The 21,486-nt window shown below is 38.2% G+C and carries 21 protein-coding genes and 1 other RNA gene; 14 read left to right on the forward strand and 8 right to left on the reverse strand.

Features of this window, described 5'->3' with window-relative positions; genetic code table 11:
- Positions 1 to 68 precede the first annotated feature (68 nt).
- Entirely contained in the window at positions 69 to 560 is a 492-nt protein-coding gene (ispF, locus tag HL290_RS03520) for a 2-C-methyl-D-erythritol 2,4-cyclodiphosphate synthase (protein WP_003652198.1), read from the forward strand.
- Here ispF and HL290_RS03525 read toward each other — a convergent pair.
- The 5 genes from HL290_RS03525 to glnL form a co-directional block, all read right to left on the reverse strand.
- On the reverse strand, positions 548 to 1,072 hold the full coding sequence (locus tag HL290_RS03525; RefSeq protein ID WP_004643117.1) for a protein tyrosine phosphatase family protein: 525 nt from the start codon (positions 1,070 to 1,072) through the stop codon (positions 548 to 550). The two genes, ispF and HL290_RS03525, sit on opposite strands and share 13 nt — an antisense overlap.
- A gap of 200 nt (positions 1,073 to 1,272) precedes the next feature.
- A complete protein-coding gene (gene argF, locus HL290_RS03530; protein ID WP_003652194.1) occupies positions 1,273 to 2,187 on the reverse strand; it encodes an ornithine carbamoyltransferase in 915 nt (304 codons plus the stop codon).
- Between the two features lie 112 nt (positions 2,188 to 2,299).
- The gene (locus HL290_RS03535) at positions 2,300 to 2,953 is read right to left on the reverse strand and encodes a TetR/AcrR family transcriptional regulator (RefSeq protein ID WP_005039977.1); all 654 of its coding nucleotides are present in this window, start codon (positions 2,951 to 2,953) and stop codon (positions 2,300 to 2,302) included.
- Positions 2,954 to 3,207: 254 nt separating this feature from the next.
- The gene (gene glnG / locus HL290_RS03540) at positions 3,208 to 4,701 is read right to left on the reverse strand and encodes a nitrogen regulation protein NR(I) (RefSeq protein ID WP_005039979.1); all 1,494 of its coding nucleotides are present in this window, start codon (positions 4,699 to 4,701) and stop codon (positions 3,208 to 3,210) included.
- Complete coding sequence (gene glnL / locus HL290_RS03545; RefSeq protein WP_003652188.1) at positions 4,688 to 5,797, reverse strand: nitrogen regulation protein NR(II); 1,110 nt, start codon at positions 5,795 to 5,797, stop codon at positions 4,688 to 4,690. Before glnL ends, glnG begins: the two co-directional genes overlap by 14 nt.
- A gap of 341 nt (positions 5,798 to 6,138) precedes the next feature.
- Between glnL and rimO the strand changes: the two genes are divergently transcribed.
- From rimO to lpxA, 12 genes are all read left to right on the forward strand, one after another.
- Positions 6,139 to 7,482: a 30S ribosomal protein S12 methylthiotransferase RimO gene (gene rimO / locus HL290_RS03555; RefSeq protein ID WP_080027282.1), complete on the forward strand. Its 1,344-nt coding sequence runs from the start codon at positions 6,139 to 6,141 to the stop codon at positions 7,480 to 7,482.
- Between the two features lie 49 nt (positions 7,483 to 7,531).
- Entirely contained in the window at positions 7,532 to 8,260 is a 729-nt protein-coding gene (gene pyrH / locus HL290_RS03560) for a UMP kinase (protein ID WP_003652185.1), read from the forward strand.
- Between the two features lie 85 nt (positions 8,261 to 8,345).
- Positions 8,346 to 8,900 carry a ribosome recycling factor gene (frr, locus tag HL290_RS03565; RefSeq protein WP_003652184.1) on the forward strand — a complete coding sequence of 185 codons (555 nt, stop codon included), beginning with the start codon at positions 8,346 to 8,348 and terminating at the stop codon, positions 8,898 to 8,900.
- A gap of 5 nt (positions 8,901 to 8,905) precedes the next feature.
- Positions 8,906 to 9,658 (forward strand): polyprenyl diphosphate synthase, encoded by a 753-nt coding sequence (gene uppS / locus HL290_RS03570; RefSeq protein WP_198080010.1) that lies wholly within the window; start codon positions 8,906 to 8,908, stop codon positions 9,656 to 9,658.
- Entirely contained in the window at positions 9,658 to 10,482 is an 825-nt protein-coding gene (locus HL290_RS03575; RefSeq protein WP_198495613.1) for a phosphatidate cytidylyltransferase, read from the forward strand. The genes uppS and HL290_RS03575 overlap by 1 nt, the downstream gene beginning before the upstream one ends.
- Entirely contained in the window at positions 10,483 to 11,679 is a 1,197-nt protein-coding gene (ispC, locus tag HL290_RS03580) for a 1-deoxy-D-xylulose-5-phosphate reductoisomerase (protein ID WP_198495614.1), read from the forward strand.
- A 1-nt stretch (position 11,680) separates the two neighbouring features.
- A complete protein-coding gene (rseP, locus tag HL290_RS03585) occupies positions 11,681 to 13,036 on the forward strand; it encodes an RIP metalloprotease RseP (protein ID WP_198495615.1) in 1,356 nt (451 codons plus the stop codon).
- An 82-nt stretch (positions 13,037 to 13,118) separates the two neighbouring features.
- The gene (bamA, locus tag HL290_RS03590; RefSeq protein WP_413784446.1) at positions 13,119 to 15,596 is read left to right on the forward strand and encodes an outer membrane protein assembly factor BamA; all 2,478 of its coding nucleotides are present in this window, start codon (positions 13,119 to 13,121) and stop codon (positions 15,594 to 15,596) included.
- A 40-nt stretch (positions 15,597 to 15,636) separates the two neighbouring features.
- Positions 15,637 to 16,137: an OmpH family outer membrane protein gene (locus HL290_RS03595; protein ID WP_004643108.1), complete on the forward strand. Its 501-nt coding sequence runs from the start codon at positions 15,637 to 15,639 to the stop codon at positions 16,135 to 16,137.
- Positions 16,138 to 16,141: 4 nt separating this feature from the next.
- Positions 16,142 to 17,212, forward strand: a complete 1,071-nt coding sequence (lpxD, locus tag HL290_RS03600) for a UDP-3-O-(3-hydroxymyristoyl)glucosamine N-acyltransferase (protein WP_198495617.1) — start codon at positions 16,142 to 16,144, stop codon at positions 17,210 to 17,212.
- A 6-nt stretch (positions 17,213 to 17,218) separates the two neighbouring features.
- The gene (gene fabZ, locus HL290_RS03605; protein WP_003652176.1) at positions 17,219 to 17,704 is read left to right on the forward strand and encodes a 3-hydroxyacyl-ACP dehydratase FabZ; all 486 of its coding nucleotides are present in this window, start codon (positions 17,219 to 17,221) and stop codon (positions 17,702 to 17,704) included.
- Positions 17,701 to 18,489 carry an acyl-ACP--UDP-N-acetylglucosamine O-acyltransferase gene (gene lpxA, locus HL290_RS03610; RefSeq protein ID WP_003652175.1) on the forward strand — a complete coding sequence of 263 codons (789 nt, stop codon included), beginning with the start codon at positions 17,701 to 17,703 and terminating at the stop codon, positions 18,487 to 18,489. The genes fabZ and lpxA overlap by 4 nt, the downstream gene beginning before the upstream one ends.
- 57 nt (positions 18,490 to 18,546) lie before the next feature.
- On the opposite strand, the gene HL290_RS03615 is transcribed toward lpxA, so the two are convergent.
- On the reverse strand, positions 18,547 to 19,407 hold the full coding sequence (locus HL290_RS03615; RefSeq protein WP_198495618.1) for a YbgF trimerization domain-containing protein: 861 nt from the start codon (positions 19,405 to 19,407) through the stop codon (positions 18,547 to 18,549).
- Positions 19,408 to 19,720: 313 nt separating this feature from the next.
- Between HL290_RS03615 and ffs the strand changes: the two genes are divergently transcribed.
- An RNA gene (gene ffs / locus HL290_RS03620) (signal recognition particle sRNA small type) lies at positions 19,721 to 19,817 on the forward strand.
- A 15-nt stretch (positions 19,818 to 19,832) separates the two neighbouring features.
- On the opposite strand, the gene HL290_RS03625 is transcribed toward ffs, so the two are convergent.
- Together HL290_RS03625 and recA are read right to left on the reverse strand one after the other, a co-directional pair.
- Complete coding sequence (locus tag HL290_RS03625) at positions 19,833 to 20,315, reverse strand: regulatory protein RecX (RefSeq protein WP_056480607.1); 483 nt, start codon at positions 20,313 to 20,315, stop codon at positions 19,833 to 19,835.
- Positions 20,316 to 20,371: 56 nt separating this feature from the next.
- A complete protein-coding gene (recA, locus tag HL290_RS03630) occupies positions 20,372 to 21,418 on the reverse strand; it encodes a recombinase RecA (protein WP_005040004.1) in 1,047 nt (348 codons plus the stop codon).
- Positions 21,419 to 21,486 lie beyond the last annotated feature (68 nt).

The raw sequence follows: 21,486 nt of genomic DNA on the forward strand, positions 1-21,486 counted from the left end.
AGGTGTACTATAGCGAAACAGAAAGGCTGAATACAAGATTTCTTAAGTTTTTATGGAAGGTAATAGTTATGGTTGCTCAAATTCGCATTGGACAAGGAATGGATGTACATGCCTTTGAAGCGGGGGACTTCGTTACATTGGCCGGCATTCAAATTCCACATACACATGGCTTGAAAGCACACTCTGATGGCGATGTGGTTCTTCATGCTCTGTGTGATGCTTTGTTAGGTGCTTTGGCACTCGGAGATATTGGACAACACTTTCCTGACACTGACCCAGAATACAAAGGCGCAGATAGTCGAGTATTGTTAAAGCATGTTTACCAACTCATATTGGATCGCGGTTATCAGTTAAATAATGCTGATATTACGGTGGCTTGTGAGCGTCCCAAATTAGCTAAGCATAATTTAGAAATGCGTCAAAGTATTGCTGATGTTTTAAATGTAGATGTTAATCAAATCAGTATTAAAGCGACGACAACCGAAAAACTTGGGTTTACCGGTCGTCAAGAGGGTATTTTAGCTACAGCAACTGTTCTAGTCTCTCATCACACTAAGTGATCGACCTGTTGCAAAGACTGTTGAAGCTCTAGAGTTGCCTTACGGCCTTGTAGCTGTAAGGTAATGCTATGAATAAGACCTGTCCAAGTTTCATTAGGTTCCCAAATTTCATGGAGTAAATCTTGAGAAGTAGGCATGTCCATATTCATATAAAACTGTCTATAGACATACATGAGGCAACTAGAGCGATCGTTTTTAGTACAGTGAATCCAGACAATTTCATTCTGGACTAAATGATCAATGAGATCGAGTACCAATAAACATTGCTCGGCAGATGGAGTCTCCCAATCAATTGGAATATGGATATAATTTAAACCGAGGTCTAAACAAATGCGATCTTCATTTTCAATATGATTTGGTGCGTTACTTAAAGCGAGATTAATGACTGTACTGCAACCATATTCTTTAATCAGTTTCAGTTGTTCGATTGAGGGTTGAGCTGAACTAAATAAGTGCTCATGAATAACAGAAAAAGTAGGGATTTGAGCTAATGATTGTTCAAGAGTGGTCATGATCGTACTCAGCAAGAGTGAGTTTGGCTTATTGTGTTCAATGTTATACACGATTATATATGAGAGATAAAATACGGCTTGCTTATATATTCATCAGCCTAAACAAGAATATTAAAAAAATTATACTAAACAAAAGAAGTAATTTAGAAAATAAAAAAACAGCACGATAAAAGTGCTGTTTTTAAAGAAAGGAATTAAGCTTATTTCAGATGTTCATTTAATAAAAATTCCATCAAGGCTTTTTGTGCATGTAGGCGGTTTTCGGCTTCATCCCACACCACTGCATTTTTATGGTCTAGCATTGTTTCAGAAATTTCTTCACCACGATGGGCAGGTAAACAGTGCATGAACAAACAGTCAGGATGAGCAAGTCCCATTAATTTTTCATTGACCTGAAAAGCAGCAAAGGCTCTTTCACGAAGCTTCTGTTCTTCTTCTTGTCCCATGCTTGCCCATACATCTGTCACAATGAGGTCAGCATTTACAGCAGCGTCTTCTGCATTGTCAAAAACTTCAACACAATGACCAAACTCTGCTAGAAATTCAGGTTTAGGCTCATATCCTTTCGGCGATGCAATTTTGAGTTTAAAGCCCATCATGTGTGCAGCTTCAATATATGAGTTACACATATTATTGCCATCACCAATCCAAGCAACAGTTTTGCCTTTAATGCTACCGCGGTGTTCATTATAAGTCTGTAAATCTGCAAGTAACTGGCAAGGATGATGGTCATCTGTCAAACCGTTAATAACAGGAACTTTTGAATACGATGCAAAACGTTCAACAATGTCATGACCGAAAGTACGAATCATCACAATATCAAGCATACTTGAAATTACACGTGCTGAGTCTTCAATCGGTTCACCACGACCTAATTGTGTGTCGCGAGGCGATAGAAAAATCGCACTACCACCAAATTGATTAATGCCTGCTTCAAAAGAGATACGTGTACGCGTGCTTGATTTCTCAAAAATCATTCCCAATACTTTACCAACAAAAGGTTGGAATACCTTATTGTCATGCTGCATTTTTTTAAGCTCGCTTGCGCGTTCTAAAATGCGATTAAGTTCTAGAGTGGATAGATCACGTAAAGTCAGGAAATGTCTTAGAGCCATGTAGCTACTCCATAATAATTGTTAGGAAATACAACAATTATCTGTTGTTGGCTGGGTGGATGTGGAAAAAAAGAAGTCTACTATACTATAAGCATTTTAAAATGCAAAAGAATTAGACTTTATGGTGGCCCTTGAGGAAGATATCTACGCAATATTCAATATAATCAATAGCTTCTTTCTCATCTGGTAGAGCAGGCATACCCATAATCATACGCCATTCAATATCGCGTAAAATCCCAAAATACATGAGTGAAGAATAATAGGGAGAATTGCATGTAATTTCCCCTGATTTATCTGCAGACTCTAATGCTTGGGTAAGCGTGTTTTGTAAATTGTGTACCCATTTGTCATATAGGTATTGTATGAGCACAGTATTACACTCGGTCTGTTCGATAATAAGTCGTAAAAAAGCAACATGTTCGGGTTGAATAATGTGAACATAAACACGATTGAGTGTTTGAATAAGATATTCTCTTAAAGTACTTTTTTCTGGTTGGAATGGAATACATACATCTTTAAAAAACATTTCACGTTTATGATCACAAATAGCGGCAAAAAGCCCCTCTTTATTGCCAAAATATTTATAAATAGAAGCCTTAGAGCCACCAGCATGATTAACAATGTCATCAAGTGAAACGGCATCATATCCTTTTTCCAAGAACAGCTCGGTCGCGCTTAACAGAAGAGCTAAACGACGTTCAATACCGCGGCGTGTTTGAGGTTTTTCACATACTGAATGATGTGACTCAAGGACTGAATCATGCATAAAATTTAATAACAACGACTAACTTTGCTTATTTAGTATAGCAAAACTATCTTTAAGGATGGTCATCACTATTTTTTTAGATCAACTGCTGAACACTAAATAAAATAACTTTAAAATTAACTTATATAAAATAGTTGGTTAGATCTATTTTTAGGGTGCTCTAATGATGTAACCTGATGTTCATTTTTAAATTTAATAAAAAAATAAAGCGGCTAAGACAACCTTAGCCGCTTTTAATTTAGGTAATAAGCTTTTTAGGCTTCAGTTTGGGTAACCTTATGTTCATCTTCTTCATCATCGTCAGCAGAATCCATTCCAAGTTCTTTTAACTTGCGAGTTAGAGTGTTGCGGCCCCAACCCAGTAATTCTGCAGCATGGCGTTTGCGTCCACGTGTTTGTTGTAAAGCAGCGTTAATTAAGGTGCGTTCAAACATTGGTGTAGCGATATCCAAAATCTTCATTTCACCATTCTTAAGCTTTTGAATTGCCCACTGGTTTAACAGTTCATCCCAATGGTGTAAAGAAATGCGTTCAAATGAAGGGGCAGGTTGTCCAGCATCAGTATTCTTTTGCAATGGAACCTGTTTGAGTTCAGAAGGTAAATCTTCTGGATACACTTCACGCCCGGTGATCATTACAGTTAACCAGCGGCATGTGTTTTCAAGTTGTCGAACATTGCCGGGCCATGGCAACTGTTGCATATAGTCTGTTGTCTCGGTACGTAAGATTTTTGGACTTACGCCAAGCTCTTTACCTGCACGCGCAAGAAAGTGCTGAGCCAGCATTGGGATATCTTCGCTACGGTGAGCAAGTTTAGGAATGTGAATGCGAATCACATTTAAGCGATGATATAAGTCTTCACGGAAGCGACCTTCATTTACCAGTTTTTCTAAATCCTGATGCGTTGCTGCAACGATTCGAACATCAACTTTAACTGGGATATGTCCACCTACACGATAGAACTCACCGTCAGCAAGGACACGAAGTAGTCGAGTCTGTGTTTCAAATGGCATGTCACCAATTTCATCAAGGAATAGTGTTCCACCATTTGCTTGTTCAAAGCGGCCTTGATGCTGGGTGTTTGCTCCTGTAAAAGCGCCTTTTTCATGACCAAATAACTCGGTTTCAATCAAGTCTTTTGGAATTGCAGCCATATTTAAAGCAATAAAAGGCTTAGCACGGCGTGGGGAGTGTTTGTGTAAAGCATGCGCAACTAATTCTTTACCTGTACCTGATTCACCATTAATTAAAACGGTAATATGAGATTGAGATAAACGGCCGATGGCGCGGAAAACCTCCTGCATTGCTGGAGATTCACCAATAATTTCTGTTGATTGAAGAGGTAAAGCTGTTTTTGTAGCTTCTTGCTGTTGTAGCTTGTTGATATGCAGGATTGCACGATTTACTAAAGCTAAAGCTTCATCAATATCAAATGGCTTTGGTAAATATTCAAATGCACCTGTTTGATAGCTTGAAACAGCAGATTCTAAATCGGAGTGTGCAGTCATAATAATGACAGGTAAATCTGGATGAGTGTTTTTGACTTTAGATAAAAAAGTTAACCCATCAATCCCAGGCATGCGGATGTCAGTTAAAATGACATCGGGAGCGTCATGATGCAAACGTTCAAGCGCAGTTTGAGCTTCTTCAAAATTGGTAACATCAAAACCCTCTTCTTTAAAGGTTTTTTCCAATACCCATCGCATGGCGCGATCATCATCAATAACCCATATTTTATTTCGCGACACGGTCTGACTCCCAAGGTAAATATAAGCTAAAAATAGTTTTTCCAGGAACAGATTGGCATTCAATCATTCCGTTATGTTGATGCATAATATTCTGTGCAATACTCAGGCCAAGCCCAGTACCTTTTGCTCGTCCAGTAACCAATGGATAGAACACTGACTCCAAAATACTTTCAGGAATGCCTGGTCCATTATCTTCAATGTCGACCCGAACGGTGGATCGATTCAGTACACCATTAATCGTGACAAGACGCTGTATTCGCGTACGTAGAATTAACTCTGGTTCCTGATCTATAAAAAATGCTTTGTTTTCTGTAATGGCTTGAATTGCATTTACACTAATATTGAGCATGACCTGTATTAACTGATCTCGATCGGCATTAACATCCGGTAATGACAAATCATAGTCACGTATAATTTTGATTTTCTTCTTTGTCTGGTTTGCAATAAGAGAGCGTACTCGTTCTAAGGGTTCGTGTACGTTAACATTTTCATAGCTTGGTAGTTGTCTAGAACCTAACATGGTATCAGCCAAGTTAGTTAAACGATCTACTTCATTAATGATGACATCGGTGAATTCTGCATAAGTCTTATCATTTAAACTGCGAGCGAGTAACTGGGTTGCTCCCCGAATACCTGCAAGTGGGTTTTTAATTTCATGTGCAACACCACGTACGAGCTGCCTAGCGACTTGATGCTGTTGAACTAGATTTTCTTCTTTTGAAATCTTTAACATGCGATCAATTGGATTAAGTTCGATCAACAGTAATGGATGGTAGCTTTTACCTGCATTTAATTGAGAAACTGTGTAATCCACATGGAGGTCTTTAAAGTTGACATTAATGACAGCTTCTCGGCGCGTATAGGGTTGTCCAGTTTTTATGGTGTTCAATAAAGCTTCATGCGTATTAAAAGTATCGTCAGGGGCATGAAGCAAGTTTAAAACGGGTTGTCCTGAAGCACGGAGCAAACTAATGTCAAATAGTGCTTCGCAGGCTGAATTTAAATAAAAAATATTCAAGTTACTATCGATTAATAAAATCGCAGTAGTTAAATTGTCTACCAATAGGCGATAGTCGATAGGGTTGTGTTGATCCATTAGCGAATCGTTCCTGTCTTAAAATAGCGCAATGGCATCTTCTTGGTTATCGGATTTTCACCGTTATAGAACATGAACGATGCAAAATATACGCCAACTTTGTTTATGGGTTATTTTAAAGTTTTAAGGTACTTAAAAACGCGCTGAAATCGTTCTTTATATCTTTTGATCAAAGCGGATGGCTCAAGTTTAGATAATAACATGATCTAAATTGGTGCAAAGGTGAGTTTTGGTGCAAATGTTGGTTGTATTTTGGTGCATTACACAAAGAGTAGGCTTTCCACCTATGCTTGAGACAAGAAAAGACATACAATACGCGCATTCAAGTGGAGCGCAGATTCATGAAGACCCCCAAAGTCGGTTTTGTTTCTTTAGGTTGTCCTAAGGCATTGGTAGATTCTGAACGAATTTTAACTCAGTTAAAGACTGAAGGTTATCAAGTTGCATCAGATTATGATGGTGCTGATTTAGTAGTTGTTAATACCTGTGGTTTTATTGAATCTGCGGTACAAGAGTCGCTAGATGCAATTGGCGAGGCCATGAGTGAAAATGGTCGAGTGATCGTTACTGGATGCTTAGGTAAAGACGAAGATAAAATTCGTCAAATGCATCCAAACGTTTTAAAGGTTACTGGTGCAGCAGCTTATCAAGATGTGATGGAAGCTGTGCATGAATATGTACCAGCACCACCTAAACATAACCCGTTTGTTGACTTAGTTCCTGAACAAGGAATTCGATTAACACCAAAGCATTATGCTTACTTAAAAATATCTGAAGGATGTAACCATCGTTGTACCTTCTGTATTATCCCAAGTATGCGTGGTGACTTGGTTTCTCGTCCAGTCGGTAGTGTATTAGAAGAAGCTGCTGCACTTAAAAGAGCGGGTGTTAAAGAAATCTTGGTTATTTCTCAAGATACATCAGCTTATGGCGTAGATACCAAGTACAAACTTGACTTTTGGAATGGTCAGCCTGTTAAGACAAAATTCTTCGATATGTGTGAAGCTCTAGGCCAATTAGGCATCTGGGTGCGTTTACACTATGTTTATCCATATCCACATGTGGATGCGGTAATTGATTTAATGGCACAAGGTAAAATCCTGCCATATCTAGATATTCCATTCCAACATGCAAGCCCACGTATTCTTAAGTTAATGAAGCGTCCGGCTCATAGTGAAAATACACTAGAAAAAATTAAGTTGTGGCGTGAAAAATGTCCTGATCTTGTGATCCGTTCTACTTTTGTGGTGGGTTTCCCAGGTGAAACTGAAGAAGACTTCCAGCTGTTACTTGATTGGCTCGTAGAAGCTCAACTTGATCGTGTGGGTTGTTTTACCTATTCACCAGTAGAAGGTGCAACGGCAAATGATTTGCCAGATCATGTGCCAGAAGAAATTAAACAAGAGCGTTACGAGCGCTTTATGCAAGTCCAGCAAGAAATTTCTGCTGCCAGATTGCAAAAACGTATTGGTCAAACGATGACTGTTTTGGTCGATAGTTTAGAAGATGAATATCCTGTTGCCGTTGCACGTTCTTATGCTGATGCTCCGGAAATTGACGGTAATGTGTTTGTAGAAGATATCGATAAGAACACTATTCAACCGGGCGATATGTTGGAAGTCGAAATTACCGATGCGGATGAATACGATTTATTTGCAAAGTTAATTAAAATTAAATCGGTTTAATCGAAATATATTAAAGAGCATTCAGTTTAAGAGGTTTTGGAGCAAAGTCATGGCGGAAACAATTAGCCCTCGTTATTCACGTATTCTATTAAAATTATCTGGTGAGGCATTGTCAGGTAATAAAGACATGGGTATTGATGCCCAAGTTTTAGATCATATGTCCCTTTCAATTGCACACTTGGTTGGCTTGGGTGTACAAGTGGGTATCGTTGTGGGTGGCGGTAATTTGTACCGTGGTAGTCAGTTGCAAAAAGATGGCCTAGTTGGTCGTGTAACAGGCGATCAAATGGGTATGCTTGCAACTGTAATGAATGGCTTAGCTATGCGTGATGCTCTAGTTCGTCGTAATATCAGAACTCGTCTTATGTCTGCATTGCCAATTGGTACGGTAGTAGAGTCTTATTCAAGTCGTGATGCTATCCGTCATTTGAGCCAAGGTGAAGTTTGTGTTTTCGTTGCGGGTACAGGAAATCCATTTTTCACAACGGATACAGCGGCATGTTTACGCGGAATTGAAATTGAAGCGAATTTAATTTTAAAAGCGACTAAAGTAGATGGCGTTTATAACAAAGATCCAAGTAAATTTGAAGATGCTGTTAAATACGATCATTTAACCTTTGATCAGGTGTTAGATGAAAAACTTGGTGTTATGGATTTGACTGCTATTTGTTTATGTCGAGACCATAATGTGCCATTACAAGTTTTTGATATGAATAAATCAGGTGCGTTATTGTCAGTAGTAATGGGTGAAAAAGAAGGGACGCGCGTTACTAAATAATGTACGTGTTACCTAAAGCTCTTTATACTAGCGCTAAATTAAATTTGTTAAATATATCTTTGAATAAATAAGTAAGGTAGATCATATGATTAACGATCTGAAAAAAGACAGCGAACAGCGTATGTTAAAAACTCTAGAGTCTTTGGAACTAGGGTTTGCTAAAGTTCGTACCGGCCGTGCACACCCATCAATCTTAAATGGTGTAATGGTTCCTTACTACGGTTCTGATGTGCCTTTAAATCAAGTAGCAAACGTGGGTATCGAAGACTCTCGTACGCTTGTTGTTCAGCCATTTGAGCGTACAATGGTTTCAGCTATTGATAAGGCAATCCGTGAAAGTGATCTTGGTTTAAACCCGATTACAGCAGATGCAATTCGTGTACCTTTACCAGCATTAACAGAAGAAACACGTCGTGATATGCAAAAAGTTGCGCGTAATGAAGCTGAAAATGCAAAAGTTGCGATTCGTAATATTCGCCGTGATGTATTGGGTGATATCAAAGCATTGCTAAAAGAAAAAGAAATTTCTGAAGATGATGAGCGCCGTGCAGGTGATGATATTCAGAAAATTACTGACAAATATGTTGCAGAAGTAGACAAGCGTCTTGCAGCGAAAGAAGCAGAATTGATGAAGGTCTAATTTTTATGACCGATTCAGAAGAGTATCATCTTCCCAAGCATGTTGCCATCATTATGGATGGCAACAACCGCTTTGCAAAAAAAAATCAAATGCAAAAAGGTGATGGGCATCGGGAAGGTAAAAATGTTCTTGATCCTATCGTTGAACATTGTAAAAAAACTGGTATTCGTGCTTTAACTGTTTTTGCATTTTCAAGTGAAAATTGGAATCGACCGCAGTATGAAGTCGATCTGCTTATGAAGCTTCTGGAAGAAAGTATTCATGAGCAAATACCTCGCATGAAGAAATTTAATATTGCTTTGCGTTTTATCGGTGATCGTTCTCGATTATCCTCACACTTAGTTGCCTTAATGGAAGATGCAGAGCAACAGACAGCACACCATGACACTATGACTCTAACTATTGCAATCAGCTATGGTGGGATGTGGGACATTGCAAATGCAGCAAAACAGGTTGCTCAAGCAGTTGTCCGTGGTGAATTTGGTGCTGATCAAATAAATGTTGATTTGTTCGAAAAATATGTCAGTCTAAACGATCTGCCGGCTGTGGACCTATTAATCCGTACAGGCGGAGATTATCGCATATCTAATTTCTTGTTATGGCAAGCAGCTTATGCGGAACTGTATTTTACGGATACTTTATGGCCAGAATTTACAGTAAAAGAGTTCGATCATGCATTGAATGTTTTTTCAGGGCGTGAACGTCGTTTTGGCAAAACATCTGAACAAATTCAGCAAGAGAAAATAGAGAATTTATAATGTTAGAGCGGATTGTTACCGCATTGGTACTTGTTGCAGTTGTTTTAGGCTGTATGTTTGCTACGCAATCACATTATCCAATGTTGGTTCTTATGATTGTTGCAGCAGGGGTTGCGGGGTATGAATGGTATAAATTAATGCCTCACGAAACTGCAAATGCTGTTAAACCCAAAGCTTGGTGCTACGGTCTGCTTGTTGCATTTGTTTCAGGTGTTGCCCTATTTTTCCATGATATTGCATTACTTTTGTGGTCTGCTTCAATTTTGACTTGGATTGTAAGTGTATATTGGGTTAAGTCATTTCCTGAATTTGATGGCTGGTATAACGCTACCTTGTATGTGATTGGCATAATTTTAGTCTGTGCTGCGGTAACCTCAATTTTTGTAGTATGGCAGAGCTCACCATGGTGGTTAATGTATCTGTTCTTGCTCGTATGGGGCGCAGATAGTGGTGCTTACTTTGTTGGTCGCAAATTTGGGAAAAGAAAACTAGCTCCGACTGTAAGCCCTAACAAATCAGTGGAAGGTTTGTACGGTGGTATTATTACGACCGTAGTAATAATGTTGGTTGTGCAATATCATTATCTAAATTTAACTTTAATTCAGCAAATTCTGTTTCTTATATTGTCATTAATTACAGTATTTGGTTCAGTTTTGGGTGACTTATTTGAATCAATGATTAAACGTCGTGCCGGTATTAAAGATTCTGGTCGTGTTCTACCTGGTCATGGTGGTGTTTTAGATCGTATTGATTCTTTACTTGCTGCAGCCCCGATCTTTGCAACGGGAATGTATATATTAAAACTTATTGGTGTAGATTTATAGATGACACAATCTGTTTGCATATTAGGTGTAACCGGTTCCATTGGTCAAAGTACCTTAAAAATTTTAAATCAACATCCTGATAAGTATTCAGTGTTTGCAGTTTCAGCTCATAGCCGAATTTCTGAGTTGGTTGAAATTTGTAAACAGTTCCAACCAAAAGTTGTGGTTGTTCCAGAGCAAAAAGTTGTCGAATTAAGAGCTTTATTTGCGGATAATAAATTACAAAATATTGAAATTCTGGTTGGTCAAGATGGGCTGGTAAGTATTGCTTCACATCCAGATGTTGATGTGGTTATGGCTGCAATTGTTGGTGCCGCAGGTTTGTTGCCCACTTTGGCTGCTGTAAAAGCTGGCAAGCGAGTATTATTAGCGAATAAAGAAGCTTTGGTTATGTCTGGTGAAATCATGATGCAAGCAGCACGTGATCATCAGGCGTTGTTATTGCCAGTAGATTCCGAACACAACGCTATTTTTCAGTCATTACCTCATAATTATTTAGAAGCCGAAAGAAATGGGCAGCCACAGCAGGGTGTATCTAGAATATTATTAACAGCCTCTGGTGGCCCTTTTTTAAACCATTCTTTAGAGCAATTAAAAGAAGTTACTCCTCAGCAAGCCTGTAAGCATCCTAATTGGTCTATGGGACAGAAAATCTCAGTTGACTCGGCTACTCTTATGAATAAAGGGTTAGAGTTGATTGAGGCGTGCCATTTGTTTTCAATATCTGAACATTTTGTTACAGTTGTTGTTCACCCACAAAGTATTATTCATTCTATGGTGCAATATGTTGATGGTTCAACATTGGCACAAATGGGTAATCCAGATATGTGTACGCCAATTGCACATGCTTTAGCATGGCCTGAGCGTTTACAGACTAATGTTCCTGCTTTAAATTTATTTGAGTATTCTCAGCTTAATTTTCAAGCGCCAGATATTCAAAAATTCCCAGCACTTGATTTGGCACGTCAAGCAATGCGTGAGGGAGGTTTGGCACCTACTATTTTAAATGCCGCAAATGAAGTTGCTGTTGCTGCATTTTTAAAGGAACAAATTGGATTTACAAATATTCCACAAGTGGTAGAACATACTTTGCAAAAATTGGAAAATTCAGTTGCTGAAAATATTGAGTGCATTTTAGATAAAGATGAAATAGCACGACACGTAGCACAGCAATATATATCAAGTATAGGGGGCTGAAATGAGCGCATTATTTATGATTGCAGCAGCAGCTCTTTTACTTGGTCCTTTAATTGCAATCCATGAGTTCGGCCATTACTGGGTGGCACGAAAACTAGGTGTTAAGGTTTTAGTATATTCGATTGGTTTTGGACCAACCTTACTCAAATGGACATCAAAAAAATCTGGAATCAAATACCAGCTTTCAGCTTTACCATTAGGCGGCTATGTCAAAATGCTCGATGAGCGTGAAGGTAATGTTGCAGAGCAGGATTTACCTTATGCATTTAACCGCCAAAAACCATGGAAACGTATAGCAATTGTTGCAGCTGGTCCCTTAATTAACTTGATTTTTGCTGTTTTACTTTTCTGGGTCTTATTTTTACCAGCACAAGAACAACTAAACACTAGAGTTGGTAAAGTCATATCAAACTCACCAGCAGCCACTGCACAAATGCAAGTAGGTGACAAGATTATTGCGGTTGATGGAAAAGAAACGCAAACTTGGGAAAAACTTAACTTTGCTTTGATTGATCGTGTAGGTGAAACGGGTAGTGTAAATATTGATGTAGACCGTGCCGGTACTGAGAAAAATATTGTTTTACCAATTAAAGACTTCTTAAAAAATCAGAATGAATCAGCTTTAGATGTGTTAGGTTTTTTACCATATCGTCCTGTTATTCCAGCTGTTGTCACTGAATTGACTCAAGATGGAGCTGCAATTCGTCAAGGAATGAGAGTAGGTGACCGTATTGCTTCAATTAATGGTCAAGCAATGAAAGACTGGTTTGATGTTGTAGAGGTAGTACAACACTCTCCAGAAAAATTACTCAATATTGATGTTTTGCGTAATGGTCAATTAGTTCATTTGCAAGTCATGCCTCAAGGAAAACGGGATAACATGGGGCAAGTGAGCGGTGTTCTGGGCGTGAAAAGTGATGCAGGAAAAATTACAATTCCTGACGAATATAAGCAAACAATTCAATATACTCCAATACAAGCTTTTGAGATGTCACTAGATAAAACTGGTCAGATCTCTAGCATGATATTGAGTTCAATAGTAAAAATGGTTAAGGGTTTAATTGGTTTAGAGAATCTTTCTGGACCAATTACAATCGCGAAAGTAGCGGGACAAAGTGCAGAAATGGGATGGCAGACTTTTATCTCATTTATGGCTTTAATGAGCGTAAGTCTTGGAATTTTAAATTTATTACCAATTCCAATGCTAGATGGTGGACATCTGGTTTATTACATTATTGAAGCTATTCGAGGGAAGCCTGTTTCTGAACAAATACAAATGTTTGGTCTAAAAATTGGTATGGTACTGCTCGGTAGTATGATGCTTTTGGCTTTATTTAATGATTTTATGCGTTTGTAAACGTATATGGACTTATAACTTACTGGAAAAAACTGGCATGCGGCACACACATTTTTTAATGCCTTTGGCACTTGTTAGCGCTATGGCGGCGGTACAACAAGCATATGCAGCTGATGATTTCGTTGTTCGAGATATTCGCGTAGATGGGTTGGTCCGTCTTACTCCTGCAAATGTTTATACTATGTTGCCAATCAACAGTGGCGATCGCGTTAATGAACCGATGATCGCAGAAGCAATTCGAACATTGTATGCCACTGGACTTTTTGACGATATTAAAGCATCAAGAGATAACGATACTTTAGTTTTTAATGTCGTAGAGCGCCCAATTATTTCAAAGCTTGAATTTAAGGGTAATAAACTTATTCCTAAAGAGGCATTGGAACAAGGCCTCAAAAAAATGGGAATTGCTGAAGGCGAAGTTTTCAAAAAATCGGCTTTGCAAACAATTGAAACTGAATTAGAGCAGCAATATACCCAGCAGGGTCGTTACGATGCTGATGTAACCGTTGATACGATCGCTCGTCCAAATAACCGTGTTGAACTTAAATTAAATTTTAATGAAGGTACAGCCGCTAAAGTTTTTAATATCAATATTATTGGTAATACTGTTTTTAAAGACAGCGAAATTAAACAAGCCTTTGCAGTTAAAGAAAGTGGTTGGGCTTCTGTTGTAACGCGTAACGATCGTTATGCGAGAGAGAAAATGGCAGCGAGCCTTGAAGCTTTGCGCGCTATGTATCTCAATAAGGGTTATATTAATTTCCATATCAATAACTCACAGCTTAATATTAGTGAAGATAAAAAGAACATCTTTATTGAAGTTGCTGTAGAGGAAGGCAGTCAGTTTAAATTTGGTCAAACCAAGTTTTTAGGTGATGCACTTTATAAACCTGAAGAATTACAAGCTTTAAAAATCTATAAAGACGGTGATACTTATTCACAAGAAAAAGTGAATGCTGTTAAGCAATTATTATTGCGTAAATACGGTAATGCTGGTTATTACTTTGCAGATGTGAATATTGTTCCGCAAATTAATAATGACACAGGTGTTGTTGACTTAAATTACTATGTAAACCCAGGTCAGCAAGTCACTGTACGTCGTATTAACTTTACAGGTAACAGTAAAACTGCCGATGAAGTATTACGTCGTGAAATGCGTCAAATGGAAGGCGCTTTAGCCAGTAATGAAAAAATTGATTTGTCCAAGGTTCGTTTAGAACGTACAGGATTTTTTAAGACTGTTGATATTAAACCAGCGCGTATTCCAAACTCACCAGATCAGGTGGATTTAAACGTAAATGTTGAAGAACAGCACTCGGGAACTACAACATTAGCGGTAGGTTACTCACAAAGTGGTGGTATCACATTCCAGGCAGGTTTGAGTCAAACTAACTTTATGGGAACGGGTAATCGTGTATCGATCGATTTATCTCGTTCTGAAACTCAAGACTACTATAACTTAAGTGTTACTGACCCTTACTTTACAATTGATGGGGTAAGCCGAGGTTATAACGTTTACTATCGTAAAACGAAACTAAATGATGACTATAACGTTAATAACTACGTTACCGATAGTTTTGGTGGTAGTTTAAGTTTTGGTTATCCAATTGATGAAAATCAAAGTTTAAGTGCCTCAGTTGGTATTGATAATACTAAAGTAACCACAGGTCCCTTTGTTTCTACCTATGTCCGTGACTACTTGAAGGCTAATGGTGGTAAAGCAACAGGCACAGAGACTTACTGCCCAATTGAGAATCAAATTCCTATAAAAGATGAAAATGGTGTTATCACCGGCACTGAATGTAAGGAGGGGGGCACAAGAACTTATGACAATGCATTTGAAGGTGAGTTCTTCACATACAACTTAAATTTAGGTTGGTCATATAACACATTAAACCGCCCAATTTTCCCAACTTCAGGTATGTCACATCGTGTAGGTCTAGAAATTGGTTTGCCGGGTAGTGATGTTGAATACCAAAAAGCAACTTATGATGCTCAGGCATTCTGGCCGATTAGTAATACTGGTTTTGTACTTCGTGGCTATGGTAAGTTGGGTTATGGTAATGATTTGCCATTCTATAAAAACTTCTATGCGGGCGGTTATGGCTCAGTTCGTGGATATGATAACAGTACCTTGGGTCCGAAATATTCAAGTGTAAATTTACAAGAAGAGCAAAAAGATGACTCTTCTCCAGAGGAAGTAGGTGGTAACGCTCTTGTGCAATTTGGTACAGAGCTCGCTTTACCATTACCTTTCAAAGGAGATTGGACTCGTCAAGTACGCCCAGTTATTTTTGCTGAAGGTGGACAAGTATTTGATACCAAGTGCGACGTTGGTTCTTATTCTATGATTATGAATGGCCAGCAAATTGCAGACGCTAAAAAATACTGTGAAGATAACTATGGCTTCGACTTAGGTAATATGCGTTATAGCGTAGGTGTTGGCTTCACATGGATCACCATGATCGGACCATTATCTCTTAGCTATGCATTCCCTCTAAATGATAAGCCTGGTGATGAAACCAAAGAGATCCAGTTTGAAATCGGTCGTACTTTCTAAGTACGACTTGACTAAACATGAAATAAGGACACAAACTTAAATGAAAAAATTAAATATATTAATGTTAGGACTAGGTCTGACAGTTTCTGCTATGACTAACGCTGCGGGCTATGGTGTTATTGATCTTGCTAAAGTTGTCGAAAGCAGTGCTTATTTGAAACAACAAAATGCAAGTTTGAATCAATCAGTTAAGCCAACCACAACTCGTCTTGAGCAGTTGGGTAAAGAGTTGGAAGGTCTTCAGCGTCAAGCCCAAACTCAAGGGCAAAAAATGAAAGAAGATGATATTAAAAAGCTCCAAGCGCAATATCAGACAAAACTCAATGAATTTAACTCGACTCAACAAGGTTTGCAGTCTAAGGTTCAAACTAGTTTGCAAGGAATGAACTCAACTTTTGAGACTCGCGTGAAGCAAGCAGCTGAACAATTACGAAAAGAAAATAATCTTGACTTCATTTTGAATAAAAATTCAACCGTTGCCTATGACGCTAAATATGATTTAACTGATAAAATGATACAAAAGGTTAATTCAATGAAATAAATTAATGAAAGTGCAACATTATCGTTTAGATGAACTAGCTCACCTCGTAAATGGTGAGCTAGTAGGTACGGGTAGTCTTCAGTTTATAAACTTAGCAAGTTTAGAAAATGCTGAAACTCATCAAATTGCTTTCGTGAATGGCGAAAAGTATATTGATCAAGCAAAGGCTAGTCGTGCGGGTGCGTACATTGTTACAAGCCTTATTAAAGAACAGCTTACTGACAAACAAAATTTTATTATTGTTGATAATCCTTACTTAGCTTTTGCCATACTTACTCATGTTTTTGATAAAAAAATCACATCGGTAGGTATAGAAAGTACAGCTCAAATTCATCCTTCTGCGATCATTTCCGAAACAGCATATATTGGTCATTACGTCGTCATTGGCGAAAATTGTGTGGTAGGCGATAATACGATTATTCAGTCTCATACTCGACTGGATGATAATGTGGAAATTGGAAAAGATTGTTTTATTGATGCTCATGTCACCATTACTGGTGAATCTAAATTATCTGATCGTGTGCGAGTTCACGCAAGTACTGTAATTGGTAGTGAAGGCTTTGGCTTTGCGCCATATCAAGGAAAGTGGCATCGCATTGCTCAATTGGGCTCAGTTATTATTGGTAATGATGTTCGTATTGGTTCAAATTGTAGTATTGATCGAGGTGCACTCGACAACACAATTTTGGAAGATGGGGTAATTATTGATAACCTTGTGCAAATCGCGCATAACGTTCATATTGGTTCAAATACAGCTATTGCTGCTAAATGCGGAATTGCTGGTAGTGTTAAAATTGGCAAAAACTGTATTCTAGCAGGGGCTTGCGGTGTATCAGGGCACCTTTCTATTACCGATAATGTGACTTTGACAGGAATGTCAATGGTCACAAAAAATATTTCTGAAGCTGGAACTTACTCTTCAGGAATTGGATTGTTTGAAAATAGTCATTGGAAAAAGACAATTGTACGCTTGCGACAATTAGCAGATGTGCCATTGACCCAAATCACTAAACGACTTGATCATATACAAGCTCAAATAGAGTCTCTTGAATCAACCTTTAATTTGCGTAAATAGAATATTATGACCGAGTCAACTACACCTAAATTTGCCATCCCTGAATTACCAATGCAGATTCAAACGATTCGTCAATATTTGCCGCATCGTTACCCATTCTTATTGGTTGATCGTGTGACTGAAGTTACTGACAATAGTATTGTTGGTTATAAAAATGTTTCTATCAATGAAGAGTTCCTACAGGGACATTTCCCAGAATATCCAATTATGCCTGGTGTTCTAATTGTAGAAGCATTAGCTCAAGTTTCAGGTGTTCTAGGGTTTATTATGAACAATGAAACACCAAAACCTGGTTCTTTATTCCTCTTTGCTGGTGCGGAAAGAGTTAGATTTAAAAAACAAGTAGTTGCCGGTGACCAACTTGTATTAAAATCTGAATTAGTAATGCAAAAACGCGGTATCTACAAATATAACTGTACGGCTACCGTTGACGGTATTGTAGCAACAACCGCTGAAATTATGATTTCACACCAAAAAACAGAGCAGGCATGAGCAATCACGACTTAATTCATTCTACGGCCATTATTGATCCATCTGCAGTGATTGCTCCAGATGTCCAGATAGGACCTTATTGCGTTATCGGTCCAAATGTGACGATTGGTGCGGGTACTAAGCTACATTCACATGTCGTAGTGGGTGGTTTTACCAAAATTGGTCAAAATAATGAGATTTTCCAGTTCGCAAGTGTTGGTGAAGTTTGCCAAGACTTGAAATATCAAGGTGAAGAAACTTGGTTAGAGATTGGTGATCATAATTTAATTCGTGAGCATTGCAGTTTACATAGAGGAACTGTGCAAGATAATGCTCTAACTAAAATAGGAAGCCATAACCTATTGATGGTTAATACACATATTGCACATGATTGCATTGTTGGTGATCATAATATTTTCGCGAATAATGTCGGTGTTGCCGGACACGTACATATAGGTGATCACATCATTATTGGTGGTAATTCTGGCATTCATCAATTCTGTAAAATCGATTCTTACAGTATGGTGGGTGGAGCATCACTAATTTTAAAGGATGTACCAGCTTACGTTATGGCTTCTGGTAACCCAGCCCATGCATTTGGTATTAATATCGAAGGAATGCGTAGAAAGGGTTGGTCTAAAAATACAATTCAAGGTCTCAGAGAGGCTTATAAGTTAATTTTTAAATCAGGGCTTACCTCTGTTCAAGCTGTTGAGCAGATTAAAAATGATATTCTTCCGAATGTTCCTGAAGCTCAATTATTAATTGACTCTGTTGAACAGTCAGAACGTGGTATTGTGCGCTAAGACAATATATTAAAAAAAGACACTGCAATATGCGGTGTCTTTTTTTGCTTAAAATTATTATTTATTAAAAAATTTAGCCTCTTCAGATTTTGGATACTGACTTAAAATTTTAGTTTTATATTGGTTTGCTGAAGCTGTATTTTTATCAACATCTTTAGCAATGCTATAGAGTTGATAAAGAGCACGAGGAGCTTTACTAGAATTTGGATATTGAGTTGCTACTACATTGTAGTTCTTTTTTGCCTCATTGTAGTTTACCGGATCAGTTGCTAAATTAAATTCAGCTAACCAAAAGTAAGCATTTCCCGTATAAACACTATTTGGGTGATTTTTAATAAAGTTTTGCATTGGAGCGATGGCTTTTTTTGCGCCACCTTGCTTATAGGCATCTAAAGCTACAGTGTAAGCAGCCTTTTCAAGCTCTACTGGGTTTGATTGATTTTGTGCTGGTGGTTGAGACGCTTCTGGTTGTGGAGGAGGAGTGGAGGGATTGCTTGTTGGAGTAGCATTTACTACTTTATTATCTACTGTGGAGGTTTCTGCGCTTGTCGTAGCTGGAGTGTCACTGTTTGCAGGATTATCTGATGGTGCACTTTCCGGATCAACTTTCTGATTAAGTAGTTCTAAACGTTGATCTAGGTCAGTATAACGATTAGATAAATCTTTTTTTAATTGTTCAATATCATTTGATTGCTCTTCTAATTGTCCACGTAAGGCACGAACATCATTCTCTAATTGTTGGTTTTTTTGCATTAACTCCCAGTTTAAATTACTAGGTACCGAAACATTATTAGAAGAAGTGTTACTTGGATTGCCACCACTTTGGCTTAAACCGCGAGACTCAATTGGAATGTTGGCATAGAGAGAGGTAGTGCTCATTAAGGCAATAAATAATAAAGAATGCTTCATCAATCGCATGAGTATAGGTCCATAATTTTATGTAAAAGCCAACTTGAGAAAGGAATATATAAACTATTCACTTAACTATCTAAGGTTTTAATTGGTTAATGCAATTAAAACAGCTAACAATATAAATGCAAGAATAGTTTACAATCTTCAAGCATATTTTATCCAAAATAAGATACAAGAAAGAATAAAGGAGAGAGAAGAATAGAAAGTTATGTATTTTTGCTGATGAATTAATCAATCGAAACATAAACTTTCTTAAAACTGGGAAGAAGGCTTGCAACTCTTTTAAAAATCTCTATACTTTGTCTGGCAATGGTAGCCCTGCTGGTGGCTTCGCAATTGTACTCTGTGAACCCCGCCAGGACCGGAAGGTAGCAACGGTAGCAGATCTATGATGTGCCGAAGTTTTGCTAGTGGGGCTGCCACCCTTCTTATTAGTCCACTTTCCGTTGGACTGCTTTAATAATTACATCTAAATCAAATCCTCTATATTGTAAAAATCTAATCTGTTTTGCTTTAAGCTTTGGATCTTTTTCCACTTCTTCACCAAATTTTTTCACTTTGAGCTCATACGCTTGCTCTACCCAATCAATATCATGAATTTCATCTGCAATTAAATCATTTTCAAGCTGTTTGGTTTTTAAAGCTTGTTGAATGCGTTTTGGTCCTCTACCTTTACGAATTTGGCTAGCAAGCATTTGTTCAGCAACACGTTGATCACTTTGATAGTTTTGTTCAGATAGCTCTTCAACGAGTTGCTTAACCTCTTCTGGGTTCTGAGCATAACGAGTCAATTTTTCAGTAAGTTCTGCTTTTGAATAGTCTCGGCGAGTTAGTAAAGCAAATGCATACGAGCGTAAACGCTGGCCAGTAAGCGGAGTTCGTTGTTGAGACTGTTCTTCAGTTCTTTTGAACATATTAGGATTCCCTTGTAAAAAAACGCCCCGAAGGGCGTTTTATGAAGAATGAGCAATTAAGATTCTAATAAAAGATCAGCTTCTTCCTCATCTTCAACTTGAGCAGTATTAGTACCTGTTGTTAACAGTTGTTCACGGATATTACGTTCAATCTCTCCAGCCATTTGAGGGTTCTCTTCAAAGTGGCGAATAACATTGTTCTTACCTTGACCAATTTTATTGCCTTGATATGAATACCAAGCACCTGCTTTTTGTACGATATCTTGCTGTACAGCTAAATCTACAAGTTCGCCTAGCTGGTTTGTACCTTTACCATAGAGAATTTGGAAAAGAGCCTCTCTGAAAGGAGGAGCCATTTTGTTTTTAACAACTTTAACTCGAGTTTCAGAGCCGACGATTTCATCGCCTTCTTTTACTTGCCCAATACGGCGGATATCTAAACGTACAGAAGCGTAGAACTTCAACGCGTTACCACCAGTCGTGGTTTCAGGGCTACCAAACATTACCCCAATCTTCATACGGATCTGGTTAATGAAAATAACCATACAGTTTGAGCGTTTAGCATTACCAGTAATTTTACGCAGTGCCTGACTCATTAAGCGAGCTTGTAAGCCCATATGAGAGTCACCCATCTCACCTTCAATTTCTGCTTTAGGGGTAAGTGCAGCGACTGAGTCGACAACAATCATATCAATTGCGCCAGAACGAACTAGCATATCCGCAATTTCGAGAGCTTGTTCACCGTTATCAGGCTGTGATACAAGCAGGTTATCAATGTCTACACCGAGTTTACGTGCATATTGTGGATCTAATGCATGCTCTGCATCGATAAATGCACAAGTACCGCCAGCTTTTTGACATTGTGCAATCGCTTGTAGAGTCATTGTGGTTTTACCAGAAGATTCTGGACCATAAATCTCGACAATACGGCCTTTTGGTAAACCGCCAATCCCCAATGCAATATCTAAAGTCAAAGAGCCTGTAGATACAGCTTCAACAGCTTGAACAGTGTTGTCACCGAGACGCATCACCGTATTTTTGCCAAATTGTTTCTCAATTTGACTTAGCGCGGCTTGTAATGCTTTGCTTTTATTCTCATCCATCTCAAAAACCTCAATACTCTATGTTCATCACGTTTAACCCAAGTGGATGCATTGAATCTCAACTTGTT

The organism is Acinetobacter sp. AC1-2 (assembly GCF_016124155.1).
In the GTDB taxonomy this organism is placed as follows: domain Bacteria; phylum Pseudomonadota; class Gammaproteobacteria; order Pseudomonadales; family Moraxellaceae; genus Acinetobacter; species Acinetobacter calcoaceticus.